The organism is Rhodohalobacter sulfatireducens (genome assembly GCF_022012475.1).
GTDB lineage: Bacteria > Bacteroidota > Rhodothermia > Balneolales > Balneolaceae > Rhodohalobacter > Rhodohalobacter sulfatireducens.
The window spans coordinates 1-19,793 of record NZ_JAKLWS010000044.1 but is presented as its reverse complement, the minus strand read 5'-3'; the positions used below and the strand labels follow the sequence as shown (position 1 = coordinate 19,793).

Genomic DNA, 19,793 nt, shown 5'->3' with positions numbered 1-19,793 from the left:
GAAATTAGTTAGTAATAGTTTCCATCATTTAGGATACTACCATCAAAAAAAGCTTTTATATGTATATTTTACTGCTGATATAGTATGTGTTACGATCAAAACTTTCAATTCATTTAAACAAACAGTAATATTTTTAAGAATATTTTGAAGATTCGATAATTTGCTTGTTTGCAAAATCACGTCGATCTGTCAATTCAAGCAAGAATATTTAAACATTATAACAGTATTTTAAATCTTTATTTACCTCAAAAATTGTTTATAGAGCTGCAGAAGCAATATTTGTTTGTTGTTGTGTAAGCTGGTTGTTCATCTGTAATTCGTGTCTGATATATTCAGAATTATATTCTGAGGTTATGGATGAAAAATTTTACTGTTGAAGCAAAATCTCATTATCAAAATTTCAAAGTAATCGACATTCGAAGTGTTCTTGGTATGACCGGATGAAAATGTATGTCACTTGATTCCGTAGATGCACCATGAAACCTTGATGTATAATAGTAGCTGATATCCGGACTGGCCGCATTCAAAATATTCAGCATATCCAAATCTACTTGCATAGTACCAAAATCATACCCGGTCTTAAAATTCAGGAGTGTAGTCGCCTCTGATCGAACATCGCCTGTTTCAATGAGCGGTCGCGGTCCGAAATGTCGTAAACGAAATGTATTAAACCAGCCCTCTGTGGGATTAAATGTTACTCCCCCTGTAATAATTCTACCGATTGAGTTCGGTATTTTATCACTGTCTGCAGATACATTTCGATAACGAGACTCTGTCAAAGCCACATCCAGATTCAATTGCAGCCAATTGGTTGGACGGTAGTAATTTGCCCATTCGAATCCAATATGTTCACTTGCGTCACTAGCCTCCGTACCGCCGGCATCTCCAACAAATACAAGCTCAGAATCCAAACCAAGATAGAAAAAGGTAAGACTGCTTTGCAATCCCTGAATCGCAGCCGTCCGTACTCCCACTTCCGCGCCTTGAGACCGAACTAAAGGATCTACGCCACTCACTGCATCTCTCGTAACCGGATCAACCTGAATCGTTGTACCGCGTGCATCATTACTGTGATATCCCAATCCTGTATTTATATAAAACTCTGTATCGTTCCACGGGCCAAGAACGATATTGAATTTGGGACTCAAAATAATATCCGTTTCGGAACCGGAATTCACATTGATATTACTATTGACATCGAAGTAGAAGAGATCTGCTCTTAACCCAATATTGGTCTGCAATTTACCTGTCCATTGAGTCTCATTTTCAAAGTAGGTTCCAATACTGCTTTCCCCGATTTCGTCATCCCGAACGGTGCTCCACCTTTGGCGATTTTCAGTATTATAAAGCCCAATATCAAATATCTGGTCATGTCTAAGATCAGCACCTACTTTGTTGACAGTTCGTCTCCCAAACCAATTTGTAAACCACTCGTGAGAAATTCGGGCACCGCCATAAAATCTTCGATCCGCTTGCTCAAACTGGTCGCCTCGTTCGGGATTATTCAGAAAATATGTGAAGTTGGAAAAGAGATTCAGCCGGTAATAGCTTGCATAGACGGTTGCTTCAGTACGGCCATATGAATCGTTTGTATTCCACCAGTTGGCAATCAATTTATAACGGTCTGTCTCCCCTCCTGCTGTTGAATCAATCGCTCCGAATCTTGAAATATACCCGGTTTCGACTGCGCCACGCGGGATTTGATCGCTCGAATTCCAGTCACTTGTATATCCCAGGGCACTTACAGAATACCCGTTCGAAGAGGACCCCCCGGAGAGCTTTACAACCCCGCTGTACTGGGCGGTGTTTTCAGGGACATCAAAAGGCCCGTTGTAATATTGGGCATTCAACGCATAAAGAACACTTTTGTCTCCGACCCTGGAAGAGTTTGCAAAAAGTCCGCGATAATATTCATCCAATCCCGCTTCTGTTCTCAATATCGGTTCCGGGAGCTCACTCACCAGCTCGATATCCGCACTGCCGGATGTCGCAAAATCACCCACCTCTGCGTAGTATGGGCCTTTTCGAAATTCAATGGTATTCACCAGTTCAGGGATTAGCAGATTGAGATCCAGATATCCCTGCCCGTGGCCATGCGTTCGCAGATTCAGGGGTACTCCTTCTAACGATGCGGCAAAATCAGTGCCGTGATCCAGGTTAAAACCTCTCAAATAGAACTGATTGGCTTTTCCAGTCCCGCTGTGCTGGGAGGCGATTAAACCCGGAACGGTTTCCATCACCTCGCCCGTTCTGAGCAACGGCCTGTTGATAAATTCAGCTCTTCCCACTTTCCCCTGCGAAGCCGATTCGGATACTCCAATCAAATTCAGGGCTCGACCTTTCACAATGATTTCCTGCATCTCTGTTGATCGGGCGGTTAATTCAATCTCCACTTCTGTTACCGAACCGGCATTCACATCAACGCTGCTGACTTTCTCCTGGTACCCGATGAAGCTGAATTGCAGCTCATAACTGCCTTCAGGAACATTCGCAATGGCAAAGGTCCCATCCGCATCCGTGGTTGTCCCAAAACGTGTGCCTTCTAGAAGTACGTTGACTCCAGTTAATGGAGATCCGTTCAGTTCAGATGTTACCGTACCGGTAATGCTTCCCCCGTTCTGACTGTGGGCTATTCCGGTGAGTGTCAACATACAGACTCCCAGGAAAAGCGATCTTTTCATGATCTTGACAAGGATGTCGATAAGTGATTTTGGTAAAATTTTAATGTTTTCCATAAGGCCTGCAGGTTTCTAAAAGGTCGTTCGATTCGGGGTTGCGGTAGATAATGTAAACGTCAACATAAACGGAAAGTCAAAATGAAGTTCGTACGTTCCGGTGATTTTAAATTTTCACAATTCTTTATGGTTCTCACTGATCACAGGAACTCCGATACGAAATTTCTGCTTTTATTTGAGTACTCATTGCAGTTCGCGTATCTCCGTGACGTATGAATCGTTAGATATGTCTTACCTGTTATTGAAGTAAAGCCGACTTGATGAGATCGAAATCATGAATCGGTTTGTTGATTTATAAGCTAAAATTAAAGATTACTTGTAGACTGCTTAAAATATTTACCACTTTAAAAATAAATAATCAACCGAGGATGATGGCTGTAATTGATTCTTTTATGCGATATCCCCCATCGATATAAGATTTTTAACCTGTAAACAGATTTAATACTATCAATTGAATATTCTTTTATTAAATTAATTGCTATCCGGATATTCCCTTTACTTTGAATGTAAGATTCCCAATCCAATGCCCCGAACTCTCCTTCTAAAAGAAAAAGATCTGCAAAAACTGATTTTCACCGTCGGTATCGATGTGATCATGGATCTGCTTATTTCCAGGCTGGAAAACGAAATACGTAATTACGATCACATCGAGTTGAAAATCCCTGTCCGTTCCGGTTTCAACTACAAACAGCCCGACCCCGGCCTGGTCGAATGGATGCCGATCTATCAATCCGGTTCTGATATCGTGATTAAATTGGTGGGTTATCATCCCAACAATCCAACGAAGTATCAGCTCCCGACCATCGCCTCGACCATCTCCTCCTACAACACATCGAATGGCCATTTACAGGGCCTCATGGATGGAGTGTTACCGACCGCTTTGCGAACAGGGGCTGCATCTGCAGTGGCCACAAAACACTTGGCTCATCCATCAAGCTGTACCCTTGGGCTAATTGGATGCGGTGCACAATCCGTTACACAACTCCATGCGATCTCCAGGGTCATGACTGTAGAGAAGGTGTACATTTATGATTCCGAGCCGAAGTCTCAATCCAGCTTTAAGGATCGAACCGGGTTTCTGGACATTCATTGTGAGATCGTTGATTCCTCGATCACGGAGATTGTGAATAAAAGCGATGTGATCTGCAGTCAAACCTCCAAAGGAATTGGAGAGGGTCCGCTCTTTGAAGATCTGAATACAAAAAAGCATCTGCATATTAATGCCGTCGGATCTGATTTTCCCGGTAAGGTAGAATTACCTGTTGAGCTGCTTAAAGATGCCTTTGTCTGTCCTGATTTCCTGGAACAGGCTCTGCAGGAAGGTGAGTGTCAACAACTGCTGAAAGGCTATATCGGCCCAGAGCTGTACCAGGTTGTACAATATCCCTTGCAGCATGAAACCTACCGGAATCAGGTTTCTGTGTTTGATTCCACCGGCTGGGCACTGGAGGATATGGTGGTTTTTAACCTGTTTATGGATTTAGCAAAGAAACATAAAGTCGGTGAATTTGTACAGATCGAGTACGTTCCCGATGACGCAAAAAATCCATATGAATTTTTAACGGTCAATGTCGAAGCATGAATTTTGATTTCCCCCCCGAGTACACAGACTACCAGAACAAAGTAAAGGAGTTCGCACAAAATCACTTAAACGATAACGTTCGACACCGTGACCGTGAAAGTATTTTTGCTGATGATTTGTGGAAAAAATGCGCTGATTTTGGCATCCAGGGACTAGCCGCACCTGCAAAATATGGCGGCACTTTTGAAGAAATTGATCTGCAACGTGCCATGCTGGCAATGATCGGCCTGGGATATGGCTGCTCAGACAACGGCCTGGGATTAACCCTGAATGCTCACATGTGGTCTGTGATGATGGCGATCACAGATTTTGGAACTGAAGCTCAAAAAGAGAAATATCTGCCAAAATTGAGTGATGGGTCCTGGATCGGCTGTCACGGTCTATCCGAAGAGGAGTCCGGTTCCGATGTGTTTCAGATGCAAACAACCGCAATTCGTGAGGGGGATGTTTATGTTTTAAACGGCAAAAAGGTCTGGGTAACCTTAGCTCCGAATGCCGATATTGCCATCGTATTTGCTCTCACAAAACCTAATCTTGGAAAATGGGGAGTTTCAGCTTTTATCGTGGAGAGCACTTTTGAAGGTTATGAAGCCTCTGTGAACCAGGAAAAAATGGGGATGCGTACAGCTCCCTTCGGCTCCATCACATTTACAGATTGCAAGGTCCCAGTCGAAAACAGACTTGGGAACGAGGGTGCCGGGATGAGTATTTCCAATTACTCTCTGGAATACGATCGCTGCTTTATTTTATCTTCTGTTTTTGGAGCGATGGAGCGCCAGATTGAGGAGGCCGTATCCTACTCCAAAGAACGTGAACAGTTTGGCAAACCGATTGCAGAATTTCAAGCGGTGAGTCATCGGATCGCAGATATGAAATTACGTCTTGAAACATCGAGGTACCTGCTTTATAAATTGGTCTGGCTAAAGAATCAGGGCAAATCTGCTCCCATGGATTCAGCATTACTGAAACTTCAACTGAGTGAATCCGCAATTTCAAATAGCCTCGATTTCATTCGGATCTTCGGAGCGAAAGGTTACGTCTCTGAATATGGAATTGAAAAAAACCTCAGAGACGTCGTGGGATCTGTCATTTTAGCCGGGACCTCCGACATTCAAAAGAATATCATTGCGAAGATGTTAATGTAGTGAATGATTTATACCATTAGTCAAATACTCACCCATTCGGCTCAGAGAGTTCCGGAAAATACGGCTTTTGACTCCGGCAGTGAATCCATAACCTTTTCTGAGGCAGATCAACAGACGAATCAGATCGCAAACTTTTTAATCGAAAACGGGTTAAAGAAAGGGGATCGGGTTGGCCTTTTTCTAAAACGTAATGTGAAAAGTGCGTTAGCGGTTCACGGAGTTTTAAAATCCGGAGGTGCATTCGTCCCAATCGATGTAGATGCCCCGGCTGAGAGAATACAGTACATTCTGGATGATTGTAACATCCATTACCTAATCACCGAAGAGAGTCTTACAAATCATGTAAACACTGCGTTGGAATCTTTTCCAAAAGAACTTGTAATTTTAGGTGTCGATCTGCCTCAGACAGATTATTCTTGCTTCTCCCGGGAAACCTTACATGATTATCCAACTCACACCCCCGGAATAAACATTCAGAGCAGTGATCTGGCATATATCATGTATACATCCGGAACCACCGGCTTTCCAAAGGGGATCATGCATACCCATTATAGCTGCCTGAGTTATGCAAAACTGAGCAGAGACTTATATGATATTTCGGATGCAGATGTTGTAGCCAACCACTCTCCGCTTCATTTTGATATGAGTACATTTGGGTATATTACCGCCCCAATGGCAGGTGCAACAACAATTATTTTGGGAAAACAATACTCTGTCTTTCCTGCCAGTTTAAGTCAGTTGATTGAGCAGAAGAAAATTACGGTGTGGTATTCCGTTCCGCTGGTCCTCCAGCAGCTTTTAGAAAGAGGGGATTTGAAGAATAGAGATTTCACATCGATGCGGTGGGTCTTGTTTGGAGGTGAACCGTTCCCGGTCCATCAACTGAACCGATTCATGGCTCACTGTCCGAATGCATCATTCTCAAATGTATATGGCCCGGCGGAGGTGAATCAATGCACCTTTTATAACCGGAAAGGAAAAGAAACGGAATATGAAACATTACCATTGGGAGAAGTATGGAATGACACCGATCATCTCATTCTAAATGAAAACCAAGACCGGGTTAAACAGGGAGAGATCGGTGAATTGCTGATCCATTCCTCGACAATGATGGCCGGTTACTGGAATCATGAAGAACGAACGCGAAAATCCATTCTTGAGGTTGAAGTCCATTCAGGCTTGAAAAAAAGGTTTTACAAGACCGGGGATCTTGTCAAAGAGGATGAGAATGGCGTGTTATTTTTTATCGGCCGAAAAGACAGGCAGATTAAATCAAGGGGTCACAGAATAGAACTCAATGAAATTGAAGAGACGATATTACGGTTGGGTGAGGTAGAACAAGTCGCTTGCTATACATATACGCTCAGTGGAATTAATGAAATTTTTGCAACCGTAGTATTAACATCCGGAACATCGATCGAAAACCTCAATCACAAAATTCAAAAATCTTTGCCGAAATATTCAATCCCAAAGTTAATATTAGAAACAGAAAAGCTTCCCAGAACATCGGCCGGCAAGGTAGATTACAAGAAGCTCAAAGAAAATATCCGTTCCATTTATGATTCAAAAAATTAAAGCATACATTCAATCCGAACTTACCGGTGATTCAAATCTAACCCTTTCAGAGGATGATGATCTGCTCGGCTCCGGAATTATTGATTCTATGGGGATCATGAAGTTGGTGGCTTTTATCGAGAAAGAGGCTGATATCAAAGTATCACCCGGAGAGATGGTCATTGAAAACTTTAAGAACCTGAATGCAATTGAAGAATATTTAAAGTCGAAACAAGATTGACGAATCAAAAATCTACTCTTACATCGCAGCAATTACTGATCTGGTTGGGGCAGAAACTTCAGCCCGACCTGCCGATCTATAATGTGGCTTTCACATTTACATTTCATCAAAAACTGGATGCCGATCGGTTTAACCATGCCTTCAATAAGCTCTTGAAAACTCACCCGTCACTGAGAACATTTTTTATTGAGCAAAAGGATAAGCCGGTACAGTACGTAGCGGATTATCAGCCGGAAAAAATGAAAGTTCTTGAAATCGAGGGACTGACCGATGATGAAGTAAACAATTGGCTGGACCAACGTGTACAGCAAAAATTTGACCTTGAAAAAAGATGTTATGATTCCGTTTTATTGCAAGGTGAAAATAAAACGATCTGGTTTTTCAACCTTCACCACATTATTACAGATGCATGGTCTTTTACAATCTACTTTAAGGATTTAAAATCCTTCTATTTTCAGGAAGAAACAGAACCCGAATCATACCGTTTTGAAGAGTACATAAAATTTGAGCTGAATCAGGACAATGGAAAAACGGTACAGTATTGGGAGAAACAAGCTGAACCTGTAAAACGAATCGAGTTATTCCCCCTACAGTCAGGCAAAGATAGCACTTCGACGAGAGTACATATCAATTTAGGCGAAGGTCTTACTGAAAAACTCACCTTGCTGGCAGAAAATCCGGACTTTAAAACTTTAACGAAGGAGCTTTCCCTCTACCAGTTGTTCATGACTGCAATATTCTCGGTCATCTATAAAATCTCATCAACAAGAGATCTGAGAATCGGAACCCCGATACACAGCAGGATAAAACCTTCATTCAAAAAAACAACAGGCTTATTCCTGGACTTTTTTCCCGTAAATATTCGAATTGAAAAGGATGAAAGTTTTAAATCACTCCAAAAAAAGGTGCAGAATCAAGTTTTTGAACTGCTGAAACATGCAAAACCGGGGGCTGCCAATGCAAAAATACGGAGCAGTTTCAATATCGTCCTGAACTATGCCAATCAGTCTTTTGGATCGTTTAATGGCATATCATTCACATCCAAATGGTTAAGTAACGGATATATTGATCAGACAGATCAGGTTCGTGTACAAGTTCATGACTTTGACGGAACGGGTAACTTTCATCTTTGTATCGATTTTAATGACCAATATTTTTCAGAGCAAAACCGGCTGGATTTTATCTCCTATCTCACAAATACGTTAGAAGAATTGAGTCTAAGGCCATCTAAGAGTCTGATAGATCTACAATTGCACGAGGATATCGAAAATATACTCTCATACACTTTTGAACCGATTAAAGGGAATATACTAGAATCCTTTCTACAGCAGGTGGACTCGAATCCGCACGCGATTGCCCTTAAACATGAGAATAAAGAACTGACTTATACCCAACTGTTGGAGCAGGCTTCTCATGTCGCTGCGTTTTTGCAGGCAAAAGGTGTGAACCCGCAAGAAAAGGTTATCCTGCAATTGCCCAGGAGCATGGAGTATGTTTCGGCATTCTTTGGCATACTTTTAAATAATAATTGTGCTGTTCCAGTCCCAGTATCTGCTCCTCCGGCTCGGGCAGAGTACATAAAACAGACTACAGAAGCAGCTATTAGCATTGATTCTCATGCAATGAAAGAGATCAATGATCAAGGTTTATCAACACTTGATAAACAGGAGATCCGTTCAGAAGATTCTATGTATGTAATTTTTACGTCGGGAAGTACAGGCAAACCGAAAGGTGTTGAGATCACTCATCAATCGTTTGCAAATTATATCTTTTGGGCAAATGACTATTACCTGAATAAGCAACCTGTACACTCTCCACTATTTACCTCTGTTGGGTTTGATTTAACCCTCACCTCACTCTTTTTGCCACTTATTTCAGGTGGCAGCTGTACCATATATCCGGAAACGGACTTGGGTGAGATCGTCGATCTAAAGTCAGTTTTCAATAATCAGGAGTTAAACCTCATAAAGGCAACTCCAACCCATCTTCAGTTGGTAAAAAATCGAATATTGCCCGGTTCAAATGTAAAAGTTCTTATTGTGGGTGGTGAATCATTTCCAACAAACCTGGCAGCAGAGTTGCAAGATCATTATGGAGAGGACCTTGCCATCTACAATGAGTATGGTCCCACAGAAGCAGCAGTGGGCTGCATCATACATAAGTTTGATATCACAAATGATAAATCCGGTGACGTACCTATTGGCAAGCCGATCCGAAACATGCATGCAGTTTTACTCAATGAAGATCAACAACCGGTTTTAGCAAATACAACCGGTGAAATCTATATGTTGGGTCACGGTGTGGCGAAAGGATATTTAAATAATGATCTGCTTTCCAAAGAAAAGTTTATTTCCCATACACTGTTCCCCAAGCAGATTCTGTATAAAACCGGTGATTATGCGCGTATCAATGAAGAGGGTCAGCTTGTGTATTTAGGCCGAAAAGATGACCAGGTCAAACTCAACGGGTATCGCATAGAACTTGGGGAGATAGAAACGGCAGTTGCTAAGGTCACAGAATCGACTCAGACAGTCGCTATGGTTTGGGACAACGATATTCGGAACAAAGCTGAAAATCTGTTTTACTGTACCTCATGTGGCTTGCCTTCTAATTATCCATCGATAAGTTACAATTCAGAAGGTGTCTGCTCCCTTTGCCAAAATTTTGATAATTACCAGTCTCAGGTATCACATTATTTCCGAACTATGGACGATCTGAGAGAGTTGATCAGCAGTCGAAAAAGAAGTGACAGCGAGTACGATTGCATTATGCTTCTAAGCGGAGGAAAAGACAGTACATATGCACTCGCGAAACTGAAAGAGCTTGGTTTCCGTGTGCTAGCCTACAATTTCGATAATGGTTTTATCTCTGAAGAAGCTCTCGATAACGCTCGTAAAATTTGCAATGACCTGGACGTGGATCTGCTGATCGATTCCACAGATGCAATGAATGAGATATTTGTGGATAGTTTACAGCGACACAACAATGTTTGCAACGGATGCTTCAAAGCTATCTATACATTGAGCACTCATGTAGCATTGGAAAAAAATATCCCCATCATTGTAACGGGTTTATCCAGAGGGCAGTTTTTTGAAACCAGGCTTAGCGAAGAACTCTTCAAAAGTAATACCAGTATTAAGAATATTGATGAAATCATTTTAGAAGCTCGCAAAGAGTATCATCGCATCGATGATGCTGTATCAGAGCACCTGGATGTTTCTATTTTTGAGTATGATGACGTGTTTGAGAAGGTTGAATTTGTAGACTTTTATCGTTTTTGCGACAGCAGTTTGGCAGAAATGTATACGTATTTGGATGAAACATTGGGCTGGAAGCGACCCACTGACACCGGCAGAAGCACAAATTGTCTTATCAATCAATTGGGAATTTATGTTCATAAGAAGAAGGAAGGATACAGTAACTATGCATTTCCATACAGCTGGGATGTTAGAATTGGGCATAAAACAAGGGAGGAATCGATCGATGAAATTAATGAAGAGATTGACGAGACAGAAGTGTTTAAAATGATGGACGAAATTGGCTATGATTTTGACCCGTCTCATTTAACGAAGGGTATTGTTGTTTACTACACCGGAAAACGTTTTGATGATGAGAAACTGCAAAATGAACTCTCCACTTTGTTACCGGGATATATGATTCCAAACCGGTTTATTCATGTTGAAGAGATTCCCGTAACAGCCAACGGAAAAGTAGATAAAGCAAAACTTCCCGACCCTAATTCACAATTTACCAATACAAGCACTTACCAGGCTCCCAGGAATGATTTAGAGACAATGATTTCCCTTACCTGGCAAGAAGTTCTTCAAGTGAATGAAATTGGTGTATTTGATAATTTCCTGGCACTTGGCGGTAATTCCCTGGCCGCTATTCGTATCACATCGCGAATGGAGGAAAAGCTAGGGTTGGAAATTCCGCTTCGAGAACTTTTTGAGCATCCAACCATAGCCGGTTACAGCGACTCCATTGCCAATATCATACAATCAAAGCTCAATTAATGGCAAAGTATTCGTAGTCGTTCCGTTTTATAAAATACGCTCTGTACCGGTTTTGAAATCTTGCGATGATTGAAGAATGAATTATCCATTATTTCACTTATCGAATTTGTAGAATCATTACGTTCAAAAAAAAGAAGACTGTGAGTTAAATTGACGAAGAAAAAAACCATGAAAAGAATAAAAAGAACAGAAGCTTATGAAGTCTCATTAGACATTAAGGATGATCACTTTATTGACCCGCCAAAACTTGCACAGCGTAATGCTGTGATCAACAGAGCGCTTAAGGAATTTTGTGCAGATCTCAATGCGCTTCATGAGCAAACAAAAAATTTTGTTCCCGGCGAAACATCTGCGAATGACTTTGTTGGTTTTGCAGAGCGTGAACAAGCTCAGCTATCTGATCAAGAGATCATGGAAGATTGGCAGATTCCCTTGATGGAGGCTATGGCAAAAGCTATCACAAATCGAGGAGGCGATATTCTTGAAATCGGGTTTGGGCGAGGGGTTTCAGCGGACATCATTCAAAAATACCCCATTGAGTCACACACTATTATTGAATGTAACACGAGTGTTATTGAGGAGTATTTTAACCCTTGGAAAGCTGCCTATCCGGATAAAGAGATACGATTAGTTGAAGGGTTATGGCAAGACACCATTGACGAATTGGGAAGCTTTGACGGTATTTTTTTTCATACCTATCCATTGAATGAAGATGAGTACATGGAATATGTTCATGCCAGTATAACATTTGCCGAACATTTCTTTTGTTATGCATCAGAACATTTAAAACCCGGTGGGGCATTTACATATTTTTCAAACGAAATACAGTCAGTGGGCAGAGAGCATCAACATTTATTACTGAAGCACTTTTCTTCTTTTAATGTGAGCGTATTGCCTTTAGATTTACCGGAAAATGTTAAGGATACTTGGTGGGCAGATTCAATCGTTGTAATTAAAGCAACAAAATGATATCAGGTTATCTATGATGTGTGGCTTTGCTACATAACGTCCGATTCTCTACTTTTAACTGGTACATAAATGGAGAGGGGCTTATTATTTTTTAAATATATCCCCTAACATTTTATTCTAATGATTACATTGCTTTAGGGGAATTTCATTTTATAACTGCTTCTATCATTAATTTTCATCTACGATAGCTGTTTTTAAGACATTATGAGTGATAAAAAAATATTTTATATCCTATCATTGGGTCACAGCGGGTCAACATTGATGGAGTACTATTTATCATGTTATCCACGTTCGCTGGGGATCGGTGAAGCATATAAGGCAGTACGAACCTTCCAAAAAGATCATATTCAGAGTCTTTCTGAATATGATCAGCAAACAATAGAAAAGAGTGATTTCTGGAAAGAGATCCATTCAAGAACCAGTGCTTTTGAAAGTATCGAAGAACAGTATATCGATATGTATGATTACATTTTCAAATCTGCGGCATTTGAAAAATATGATACAATCATAGATTCATCGAAATCCCTCGAAGGTTTAAAAATCCTGTCTGAGAATTTCAATGACAAATTAAATGTGATTGTCGTAATAAAAGATTTAAGAGCCTGGCTGATTTCCCAAATTGATAATAAGAACCGAAAGAACAGAAAGATTCCCATTGGCCATAAAACTCGGTCTGCAATCCATTGGTGGAGAAGTAACTCAGCTTATCTCAGGATTTTAAAAGAGAGTAACATACCGTGTTCAGTTGTTTCTTATGACCTTTTTTGCCTAGATCAGACGAAGATGGAAACGTACTTGAAAGATAAATTGAACCTATCGGGCCAGCCTGATTTACAACAAACGAACAGTATCAATATTCTGGGTAATCGGATGAAAAAAAAAGCCAATCACGGATTGGAGATTTTATATGATTATCGCTGGATGCATAGAAATGAATGGAATTTGATCTGGAATTGTCTACCATCTGTGATTAAGAATTTCAACAGAGATAAAGTTTGGAATTTCGATTCATAATGAATCGGAGTCAGATCCAATAGAGTTCATAAGTTTTTGCAGAGAATGTACGTTTTACATTTCTGAGAGTACTCTTATCAGTGATTCTAACTTGTCCACTGTTTTTTCTGTGGAAAAATGTTCTCTTGAAAGCGAATAAGCTTGTTTTCCGAGTCGGTCCCTCAGTGTACTGTCTTTTATGAGTTGTTGCGTTTTGTTTACAAGATCCTCGAAATTACTATCTGAGACAAAACCAACATTATACTCCCGGATCATTCCCTCCGGGTCAAATTCATAGGCAAGAACCGCTTTCTTCTGCGTCCAAGCCTGGATTATATTGTTACTGAATCCTTCATCAGGTGTAGAGGTCGTAACCAAAAAAAGTGATTTGGCCAAAGCAGCATTCACAACCTCCACATCTTTTGGGCCTAAATAGTGCAAATTCGCTGGAGTTTGCTCAGATTCTATAATCCAGCGGTACTGATCATTTGAAGGTTTTCCAATCATTAGAAAATCCACTCCTGACTCTTTAAATCTTTCACTCAGTTTAACGAAGATTTCCGGTCGTTTACGTTTCTTTATATTTGCAACCCATAACACATATGGCTTCTCCCAACTGAATTCCTTTTTATTACTTAGAACTGCATTCGGAATATAGCGCTTGATCGCTATCTCTGTATCTAACAGATGGAGCTGATCTTCATTATTTACGGTTAATGCATCAACAAATTTGAACCCAAAATGGTTATAACGGCTGATCAGGTTTTTTTGCATAAACCGGAGTAACCGGGAAAGTGAAAACGGGCCCTGCCATCTGGTATTATAGGCCATTATATCCCTTTTATTCGATACAGCAAATATTATTTTGGTTTGCCTTCTGCTTAAAGACTTTACAGACTTGTAGAAATATTTTTTATTGAATCGCCAGTATAAGATATCCGGTTTAATAGAGAGTAATGTTGAGGCAATGGAACGACTCTCTCTCTTAACTCCGATAACTTTATAACTCCTCTCATATTCAGTTTTCTTATCAATTGCCACATAAGTTACATCATACCCTCGCTTTTGCAGTTCATCAGCAATGATATCACATTGGAGCTGACTTCCCCCAATTTCATCGACAAAATGTGTATTTACAATAGCAATTTTCATGTTCCTTACTAACTATTTAAAACATCCGGTTTATGGCTGAAGCCGGAGAGAAGATAAATGAAATTCTGTCTTATAACCAGCATCTTGCCAACCCCGATATCTTAGTAGGATTCAAAGAAAAAACGAACTTATATTTAAAGATATATTGATTTCTTTATATCCCGTTTTAATAACATAATTTTATCAATACAATACCTGAACGATATGATTCGTACCTTAGAATTACAACATGAAGAAGATCTATAATATTTGGGATTCACTAAATATTAGCTTAAGATAGTCAACTTTAGTACCATCCATTTTATGAATGAGTACACGATCCAAAAATGATTTTATCATCGTGATCCGGTCCGCCGGTGAACGGACAACAGAAGCCTGCAAACAGATTATTTTACATGAGCTTCCGGAAGACGATGTGGTTGTCATCGAACTTACCCCTTTTGAGGAGGCACTCCGAGAATCCTATAAAATCGGAATACAGAGTGATAAAGAGTGGCTCATAACGATTGATGCAGATGTACTGCCGAAAAATGGATTTATCCGTGAAATCCAGCAACTCATAAGTAATGTTTCTGAAAGTCTATTTGCATGCAAGCCACTGATCTACGATAAGATTCTGATGAAACATCGTTTAGCAGGATTTCGAATCTATCGAAACCGGTTCCTTCATGAGGCATTGAATCATATTCCCGGGGACGGATAGCAGATCAGACCCGAAGAGTTTACTGTCAATAAGATGGAGTCAAAGGGATATAAAACACGGGTATTTGAGTATGTGGCAGGCCTGCATGACTTTGAACAATTTTACAGGGATATCTACAGAAAAGCATATTTCCATGCTACAAAACATTCTGATCACGTAGCTGAGTTGATGAAAGAATGGAAAAGAAGGTCTATCGATGATACCGATTATCTTGTTGTTATCAAAGGATCTGTCGATGGTTTACTTTCCCAAGAGGTTCCATAAGCGGATCTTCGCTTTTATGAAGAACGTTCAAAAAAAGCACTCGCTGAACTTAAAATTGCGGAGAAAGAGAATCTACGCCTTGCCGATGCACAATCACTTGTAAAAAAAAATGCTGATGCAGGGCCATTTACCAAAGAATACACCTGGAATGGACTCAAAAAAAATATTCATGAAAAAGGTTTTTTGAAGGGCACTTTATATGTTGGCGTACACGTACTTGAGACAGCTTGGAAAAAAATCAAAGAGCGAACTCAAAAGTAGTTACTATTCAATTTCTAAGTTTTTTTGGGAGTATTATTTAAACTCTGTCTGATTATTTATTCCCTTTCGGGGTTTCGGTTTAAGTCCAATGGCAACCGTTCTCCAAATCTAATCGCCAGCTGCTGAACAGTCAAGCTCCAGTTTTGCATAGGTGATGTCCATTTTTTCTCAATGCTCTTTGTGGCCAGATAAACCAGCTTTAACAACGCCAAATCACTGGTGAATGCTCCTTTGGTCTTGATCACCTTTCGGATCTGCCGATGATACCCCTCTACAGCATTGGTAGTGTAGATGAGCTTTCGGATTGGAGCCGTATATTGGAAATAGGTGGTCAACTTCTCCCAGTTGTTTTGCCAGGAGACGATCACTATGGGATATTTGGCCTCCCACTTGCCAGCCAACGTTTCCAGTTCCATCTCGGCCAGATCTTTGGTGTCGGCTCTGTACACACGCTTGAGGTCCCGCATGAACACCTTCTGATCCTTGCTAGCTACATACTTCAGGGAGTTGCGGATCTGGTGGACAATGCAGCTCTGAACCTCCGCTTTGGGATACACGCTTGGCGATGGCTTCGGTAAAACCTCTCAGGTTATCCGTACAGGCGATCAGGATGTCGGCCAATCCCTGGTTTTGAAGATTGCTCAGTACCGACAGCCAAAAGTTGGCTCCTTCACTCTCCGAGATATAGGCTCCCAATACCTCCTTGCGCCCCTCCGGGTTGATCCCAAGGATGTTGTAGAGAGCTTTATGCTGCACCTGGCCATCCTCACGTACTTTGTAGTGCATGGCATCCAGCCACACAATACAGTACACCGACTCTAACGGACGGTTCTGCCAGGCTTGGACCTGAGGAATGATCCGATCGGTAATCTCTGAGAGGACCGTGTGAGAAATCTCACTGTCGTACATCTCCTTGATCTGGGAACTAATGTCACAAAGGCTCATTCCCAGCCCATAGAGGCCAATGATTTTGTAAGCAAGATTATAGGCCAGAATGGTCTCCCGCTTTTTGATAATCTGTGGAGAGAACGCGCTCTGCCGGTCCTGGGGCGTATCGATCTGGAAGGTTCCGTCGGCACTTTTGACCTGGTCCCTGTACTGTTTCGTTTATTACCGTTCTGACGCTCCTCCTCGCTTAGGTGAGCGTCCATCTCCGCCTGAAAGGCGGCTTCTAAAAACTGCTTGAGCATCGGAGCAAATGCTCCATCTTTGCCAAGCACGGGCTGCCCGGATTTAAATTGCTCCAGGGCCTTCTTCTGTAGTTGGTCTAATTCTTCGGGTGTCATGATTGTCTAAGTTAACTCTATTTTTAGTTACTTAGACAGAGTTCAGCTTACACTCTCCTTAACACCGCTTTGGAGGAAAAAAAGTCTTTCGATATTTCTGATACTGAATCGATAGTGAAAGAAATACTTTCCTTAGTAGGTCCATTTTCTAAGGAATATACCTTGGATGGAATCAAAAAAATAAAACAAATAAAGGTATTTTAAATGATAGCCTTTATACAGCCGGGCATATTCTACAAACAGTAGGAACAAAAGTTAAGGAGAGGAGAAAGAGCTAATCCTGGTACCCAAAAAGTCGATCGATTTTTCCGCAACCTTCATAACCGGTTCTAACTTCTATTTACCAACCCGTTGTAAGTACTCGCCAGCCCTTGATAATGTAAGGCCGAACAGATACATAATCCCTTTTATGTTGCCCTTTTTTTTTAAATTCTCGGAGATCAAACGGGTGGGAGTTCTGGGTACGTCTTTTATTCTGCAATTCTCATATGAGATCCATTGATCAAGTAAGGAGTATTCCTTGATAATCTTTTGAACATCTATGGACTCCGGAATATCTTTCTTTTCGGAAATGTGAAGCTGCTGTAGTGCTTGCGCTGTTTCATCCTTCAATATTCGTTTGTCAATGCTTACATCAATATCACTTAGCAAACTATCAAAGATCCCTTTTATAAACACTTTATAGTCCGGGTCGATGGCCCTTTTATCGGCTGTGTTTTGTAATATTTTGGGTAATTTTTTGATGTGTTTAATCGAGTGAGCGTAAGATTTACGGTAGATATCTGAGTAATACTGCCCAAAATCGTGAATACAATTGACTGTGGAAATATATCTGGACGGATGTTCCTTCTCACCCAATTCTGAAATCACATTACTTTCAGGCCGGATGTTATCTGGCAGGTTTTTAGAAATCTCATAGGCCGTACGGAGATAATCAACACGATAAATCCGCGGGCCACCACTTCTTACAGATGCAAAAAACTTATCCAGATTATTCCCCTGTATTTGCAAATTTTGTTCCGGCATCTCTTCAGCCATCTGAAAAAACCCCCTCAACGTGCCGGGTATGATGATCATATCAGCATCTACTGTCAAGAGCCATTTTGTTTGGGCTTTATACGCGGTTTGAAAACAGGTTTCCAGCGATTTCTTAAAGGGAGCTTCTCGAATCAAATTTATTTGAGATTCCCGTATCCCCTCTTTCAGGAGCGAACGGATACAAGCTTTTTCCGTTCTCTCACCTGTTGACCGAATTGTGACTATGAAACTAAACTCTTCAGATATACCCATTTTCTCTAATATTGCAATCTAGCAAAGTAGTAAATCTTTAGATGGCATTATATCATCCGCTCGATAAGCAGTTATATGAAATGCATCCAAAATCTCCTGAACACGTTCTATCATGTCGGGTGACGTATTCATTTTCCATTTTTCAATTAATTTGCGATAATTTTCTTCTCCTTTTTCCACTTTTTCCAGCAATTGAATACGGCTTTCTGTGGATTTGCCGGTCGATCCTGAAGCTTTAAAGCTTCTGCTTAGCATTTTATCGGTCTCAGGTATATCTAAATAGTCAGTAATTTTAGGTATCACACACATACGGTTCATAACCAGTTCTTCGTAGGTAATCAAAAGACCTTCATTTCTCTGACTTAGAAACACCTTGTTTTGGAAACACCAGCTTACAATTCCCTTTTCAAAATCAGTACCGTTCGTAATGATGTTTTGTGCGAATGTTAGCTCCTCATCCTTAAAGTGTTTGGCAATTCCGGATTGATGATAAGCATGCAATCGGGGGTAAACGGTACGGGACAATGTGACCGGAATTGGATGTCGAATGAGTATAATCGCTTTAGCCTGCAATTCTTCTTTTAAATCAGCGATTCGATTTTCCAATCCATGAAGCAATTTATACAAAAGGCGATTTGTAATCGGATGCCAGGTTTCCGTTAAGGGTTTCTCTCTCTTAAAATGAGGATGAACCTCAAGATTCTTTGAGAATTTCTTTAAGTATTGTACAATGTCTGGATATTTTTTTTCATCGTAAATCTCATCCCAGGAATCCAACCCGAGCATCTCACAGATATGGTTGAGCCGGACATTTAGCGGCTCTCTGACTGTTTTAATCCGGGGTTGTGCAGCGATCATTTCCAGCAGCCAGGTTGAACCGCTGCGCGGTGTGGAGAAAAGGATAATATTATTATTGCCGGGAAAATGGAAACTGGTAAACTTCCGTAAACTGTAAGGGACAATTCCTCTAATCATAATCATTTCATAAAAGAGTAAATCAGTAGATGTAAAGGTTCATGTAAAAGTTCAAATTTGACCGAAAAAGAGGGATCTACGTATAAATAAATCGTATATAAGAAAACCGGCTGGATTTTAGTAAGATTCCAAAATACCTGAGAACAATCCCAATCCAAAGCATTCGAAAAAAATACTACAATATCAGATAAACTATGGAAGTTTCTTATTAAAAATATGGTCTACTATCCTTAATGTACGATATAATACTTTTGCATAATCCATCCTCGAGGAACATCTGGTGTGTAATTTAAACTCTTTCTAATGGTATATTCCCTTTCGGGATGTCGATTGTAGTTAGTCTAACTCTTCCTGTGTCATGATTGTCTACGTTAACTCAATTTTTAGTTGTTTAGACAGAGTTTAGCTTACATTGTCGACCCCTATTCGTTTTCTAATCAAGCTCACTGCTTTCCTGAGTAAACAATATTTTAATTGATCTTCTCTGGCTACACTAAGCCTTTTCTGTTGTTTGGAAATTGAAATAATAATAAGTCGAGTAGCCAAGGGGAATTTCACCCCAAGGCTCTCACAGAACCGTACATGATAGTCTCCCATCATACGGCTCTTGTCGTTGAATCGTTATGA

General features: G+C 40.6%; 13 protein-coding genes and 1 pseudogene. 9 read left to right on the top strand and 5 right to left on the bottom strand.

Annotated features, from left to right (window positions below):
• Positions 1-392: 392 nt before the first annotated feature.
• The gene (locus tag L6773_RS19640) at positions 393-2,735 is read right to left on the bottom strand and encodes a TonB-dependent receptor (protein ID WP_237856295.1); all 2,343 of its coding nucleotides are present in this window, start codon (positions 2,733-2,735) and stop codon (positions 393-395) included.
• A 523-nt stretch (positions 2,736-3,258) separates the two neighbouring features.
• Between L6773_RS19640 and L6773_RS19635 the strand changes: the two genes are divergently transcribed.
• The 7 genes from L6773_RS19635 (at position 3,259) to L6773_RS19605 (ending at position 13,256) form a co-directional block, all read left to right on the top strand.
• Positions 3,259-4,317 carry an ornithine cyclodeaminase family protein gene (locus L6773_RS19635; RefSeq protein ID WP_237856294.1) on the top strand — a complete coding sequence of 353 codons (1,059 nt, stop codon included), beginning with the start codon at positions 3,259-3,261 and terminating at the stop codon, positions 4,315-4,317.
• Positions 4,314-5,462 carry an acyl-CoA dehydrogenase family protein gene (locus L6773_RS19630; protein WP_237856293.1) on the top strand — a complete coding sequence of 383 codons (1,149 nt, stop codon included), beginning with the start codon at positions 4,314-4,316 and terminating at the stop codon, positions 5,460-5,462. The genes L6773_RS19635 and L6773_RS19630 overlap by 4 nt, the downstream gene beginning before the upstream one ends.
• 3 nt (positions 5,463-5,465) lie before the next feature.
• The gene (locus L6773_RS19625; protein WP_237856292.1) at positions 5,466-7,037 is read left to right on the top strand and encodes an amino acid adenylation domain-containing protein; all 1,572 of its coding nucleotides are present in this window, start codon (positions 5,466-5,468) and stop codon (positions 7,035-7,037) included.
• Positions 7,021-7,257: an acyl carrier protein gene (locus L6773_RS19620; protein WP_237856291.1), complete on the top strand. Its 237-nt coding sequence runs from the start codon at positions 7,021-7,023 to the stop codon at positions 7,255-7,257. Before L6773_RS19625 ends, L6773_RS19620 begins: the two co-directional genes overlap by 17 nt.
• Positions 7,254-11,273, top strand: a complete 4,020-nt coding sequence (locus tag L6773_RS19615) for a non-ribosomal peptide synthetase (RefSeq protein WP_237856290.1) — start codon at positions 7,254-7,256, stop codon at positions 11,271-11,273. The genes L6773_RS19620 and L6773_RS19615 overlap by 4 nt, the downstream gene beginning before the upstream one ends.
• A gap of 168 nt (positions 11,274-11,441) precedes the next feature.
• Positions 11,442-12,242, top strand: a complete 801-nt coding sequence (locus L6773_RS19610; RefSeq protein WP_237856289.1) for a class I SAM-dependent methyltransferase — start codon at positions 11,442-11,444, stop codon at positions 12,240-12,242.
• A gap of 204 nt (positions 12,243-12,446) precedes the next feature.
• Complete coding sequence (locus tag L6773_RS19605; protein WP_237856288.1) at positions 12,447-13,256, top strand: hypothetical protein; 810 nt, start codon at positions 12,447-12,449, stop codon at positions 13,254-13,256.
• A gap of 54 nt (positions 13,257-13,310) precedes the next feature.
• Here the strand turns inward: L6773_RS19605 and L6773_RS19600 are convergent, their stop codons facing one another.
• Positions 13,311-14,387, bottom strand: a complete 1,077-nt coding sequence (locus tag L6773_RS19600) for a glycosyltransferase family 4 protein (RefSeq protein WP_237856286.1) — start codon at positions 14,385-14,387, stop codon at positions 13,311-13,313.
• A gap of 307 nt (positions 14,388-14,694) precedes the next feature.
• Between L6773_RS19600 and L6773_RS19595 the strand changes: the two genes are divergently transcribed.
• Positions 14,695-15,090 carry a hypothetical protein gene (locus L6773_RS19595; RefSeq protein WP_237856285.1) on the top strand — a complete coding sequence of 132 codons (396 nt, stop codon included), beginning with the start codon at positions 14,695-14,697 and terminating at the stop codon, positions 15,088-15,090.
• A gap of 33 nt (positions 15,091-15,123) precedes the next feature.
• On the top strand, positions 15,124-15,354 hold the full coding sequence (locus tag L6773_RS19590) for a hypothetical protein (protein ID WP_237856284.1): 231 nt from the start codon (positions 15,124-15,126) through the stop codon (positions 15,352-15,354).
• A 317-nt stretch (positions 15,355-15,671) separates the two neighbouring features.
• Here the strand turns inward: L6773_RS19590 and L6773_RS19585 are convergent.
• The 3 genes and pseudogenes from L6773_RS19585 to L6773_RS19575 all read right to left on the bottom strand — a co-directional run bounded on the left by L6773_RS19585 (position 15,672) and on the right by L6773_RS19575 (position 19,166).
• Positions 15,672-16,901: pseudogene (locus L6773_RS19585) on the bottom strand (IS256 family transposase).
• Positions 16,902-17,237: 336 nt separating this feature from the next.
• Positions 17,238-18,191, bottom strand: a complete 954-nt coding sequence (locus L6773_RS19580) for a hypothetical protein (protein ID WP_237856283.1) — start codon at positions 18,189-18,191, stop codon at positions 17,238-17,240.
• Between the two features lie 18 nt (positions 18,192-18,209).
• A complete protein-coding gene (locus tag L6773_RS19575; RefSeq protein WP_237856282.1) occupies positions 18,210-19,166 on the bottom strand; it encodes a sulfotransferase domain-containing protein in 957 nt (318 codons plus the stop codon).
• Positions 19,167-19,793 lie beyond the last annotated feature (627 nt).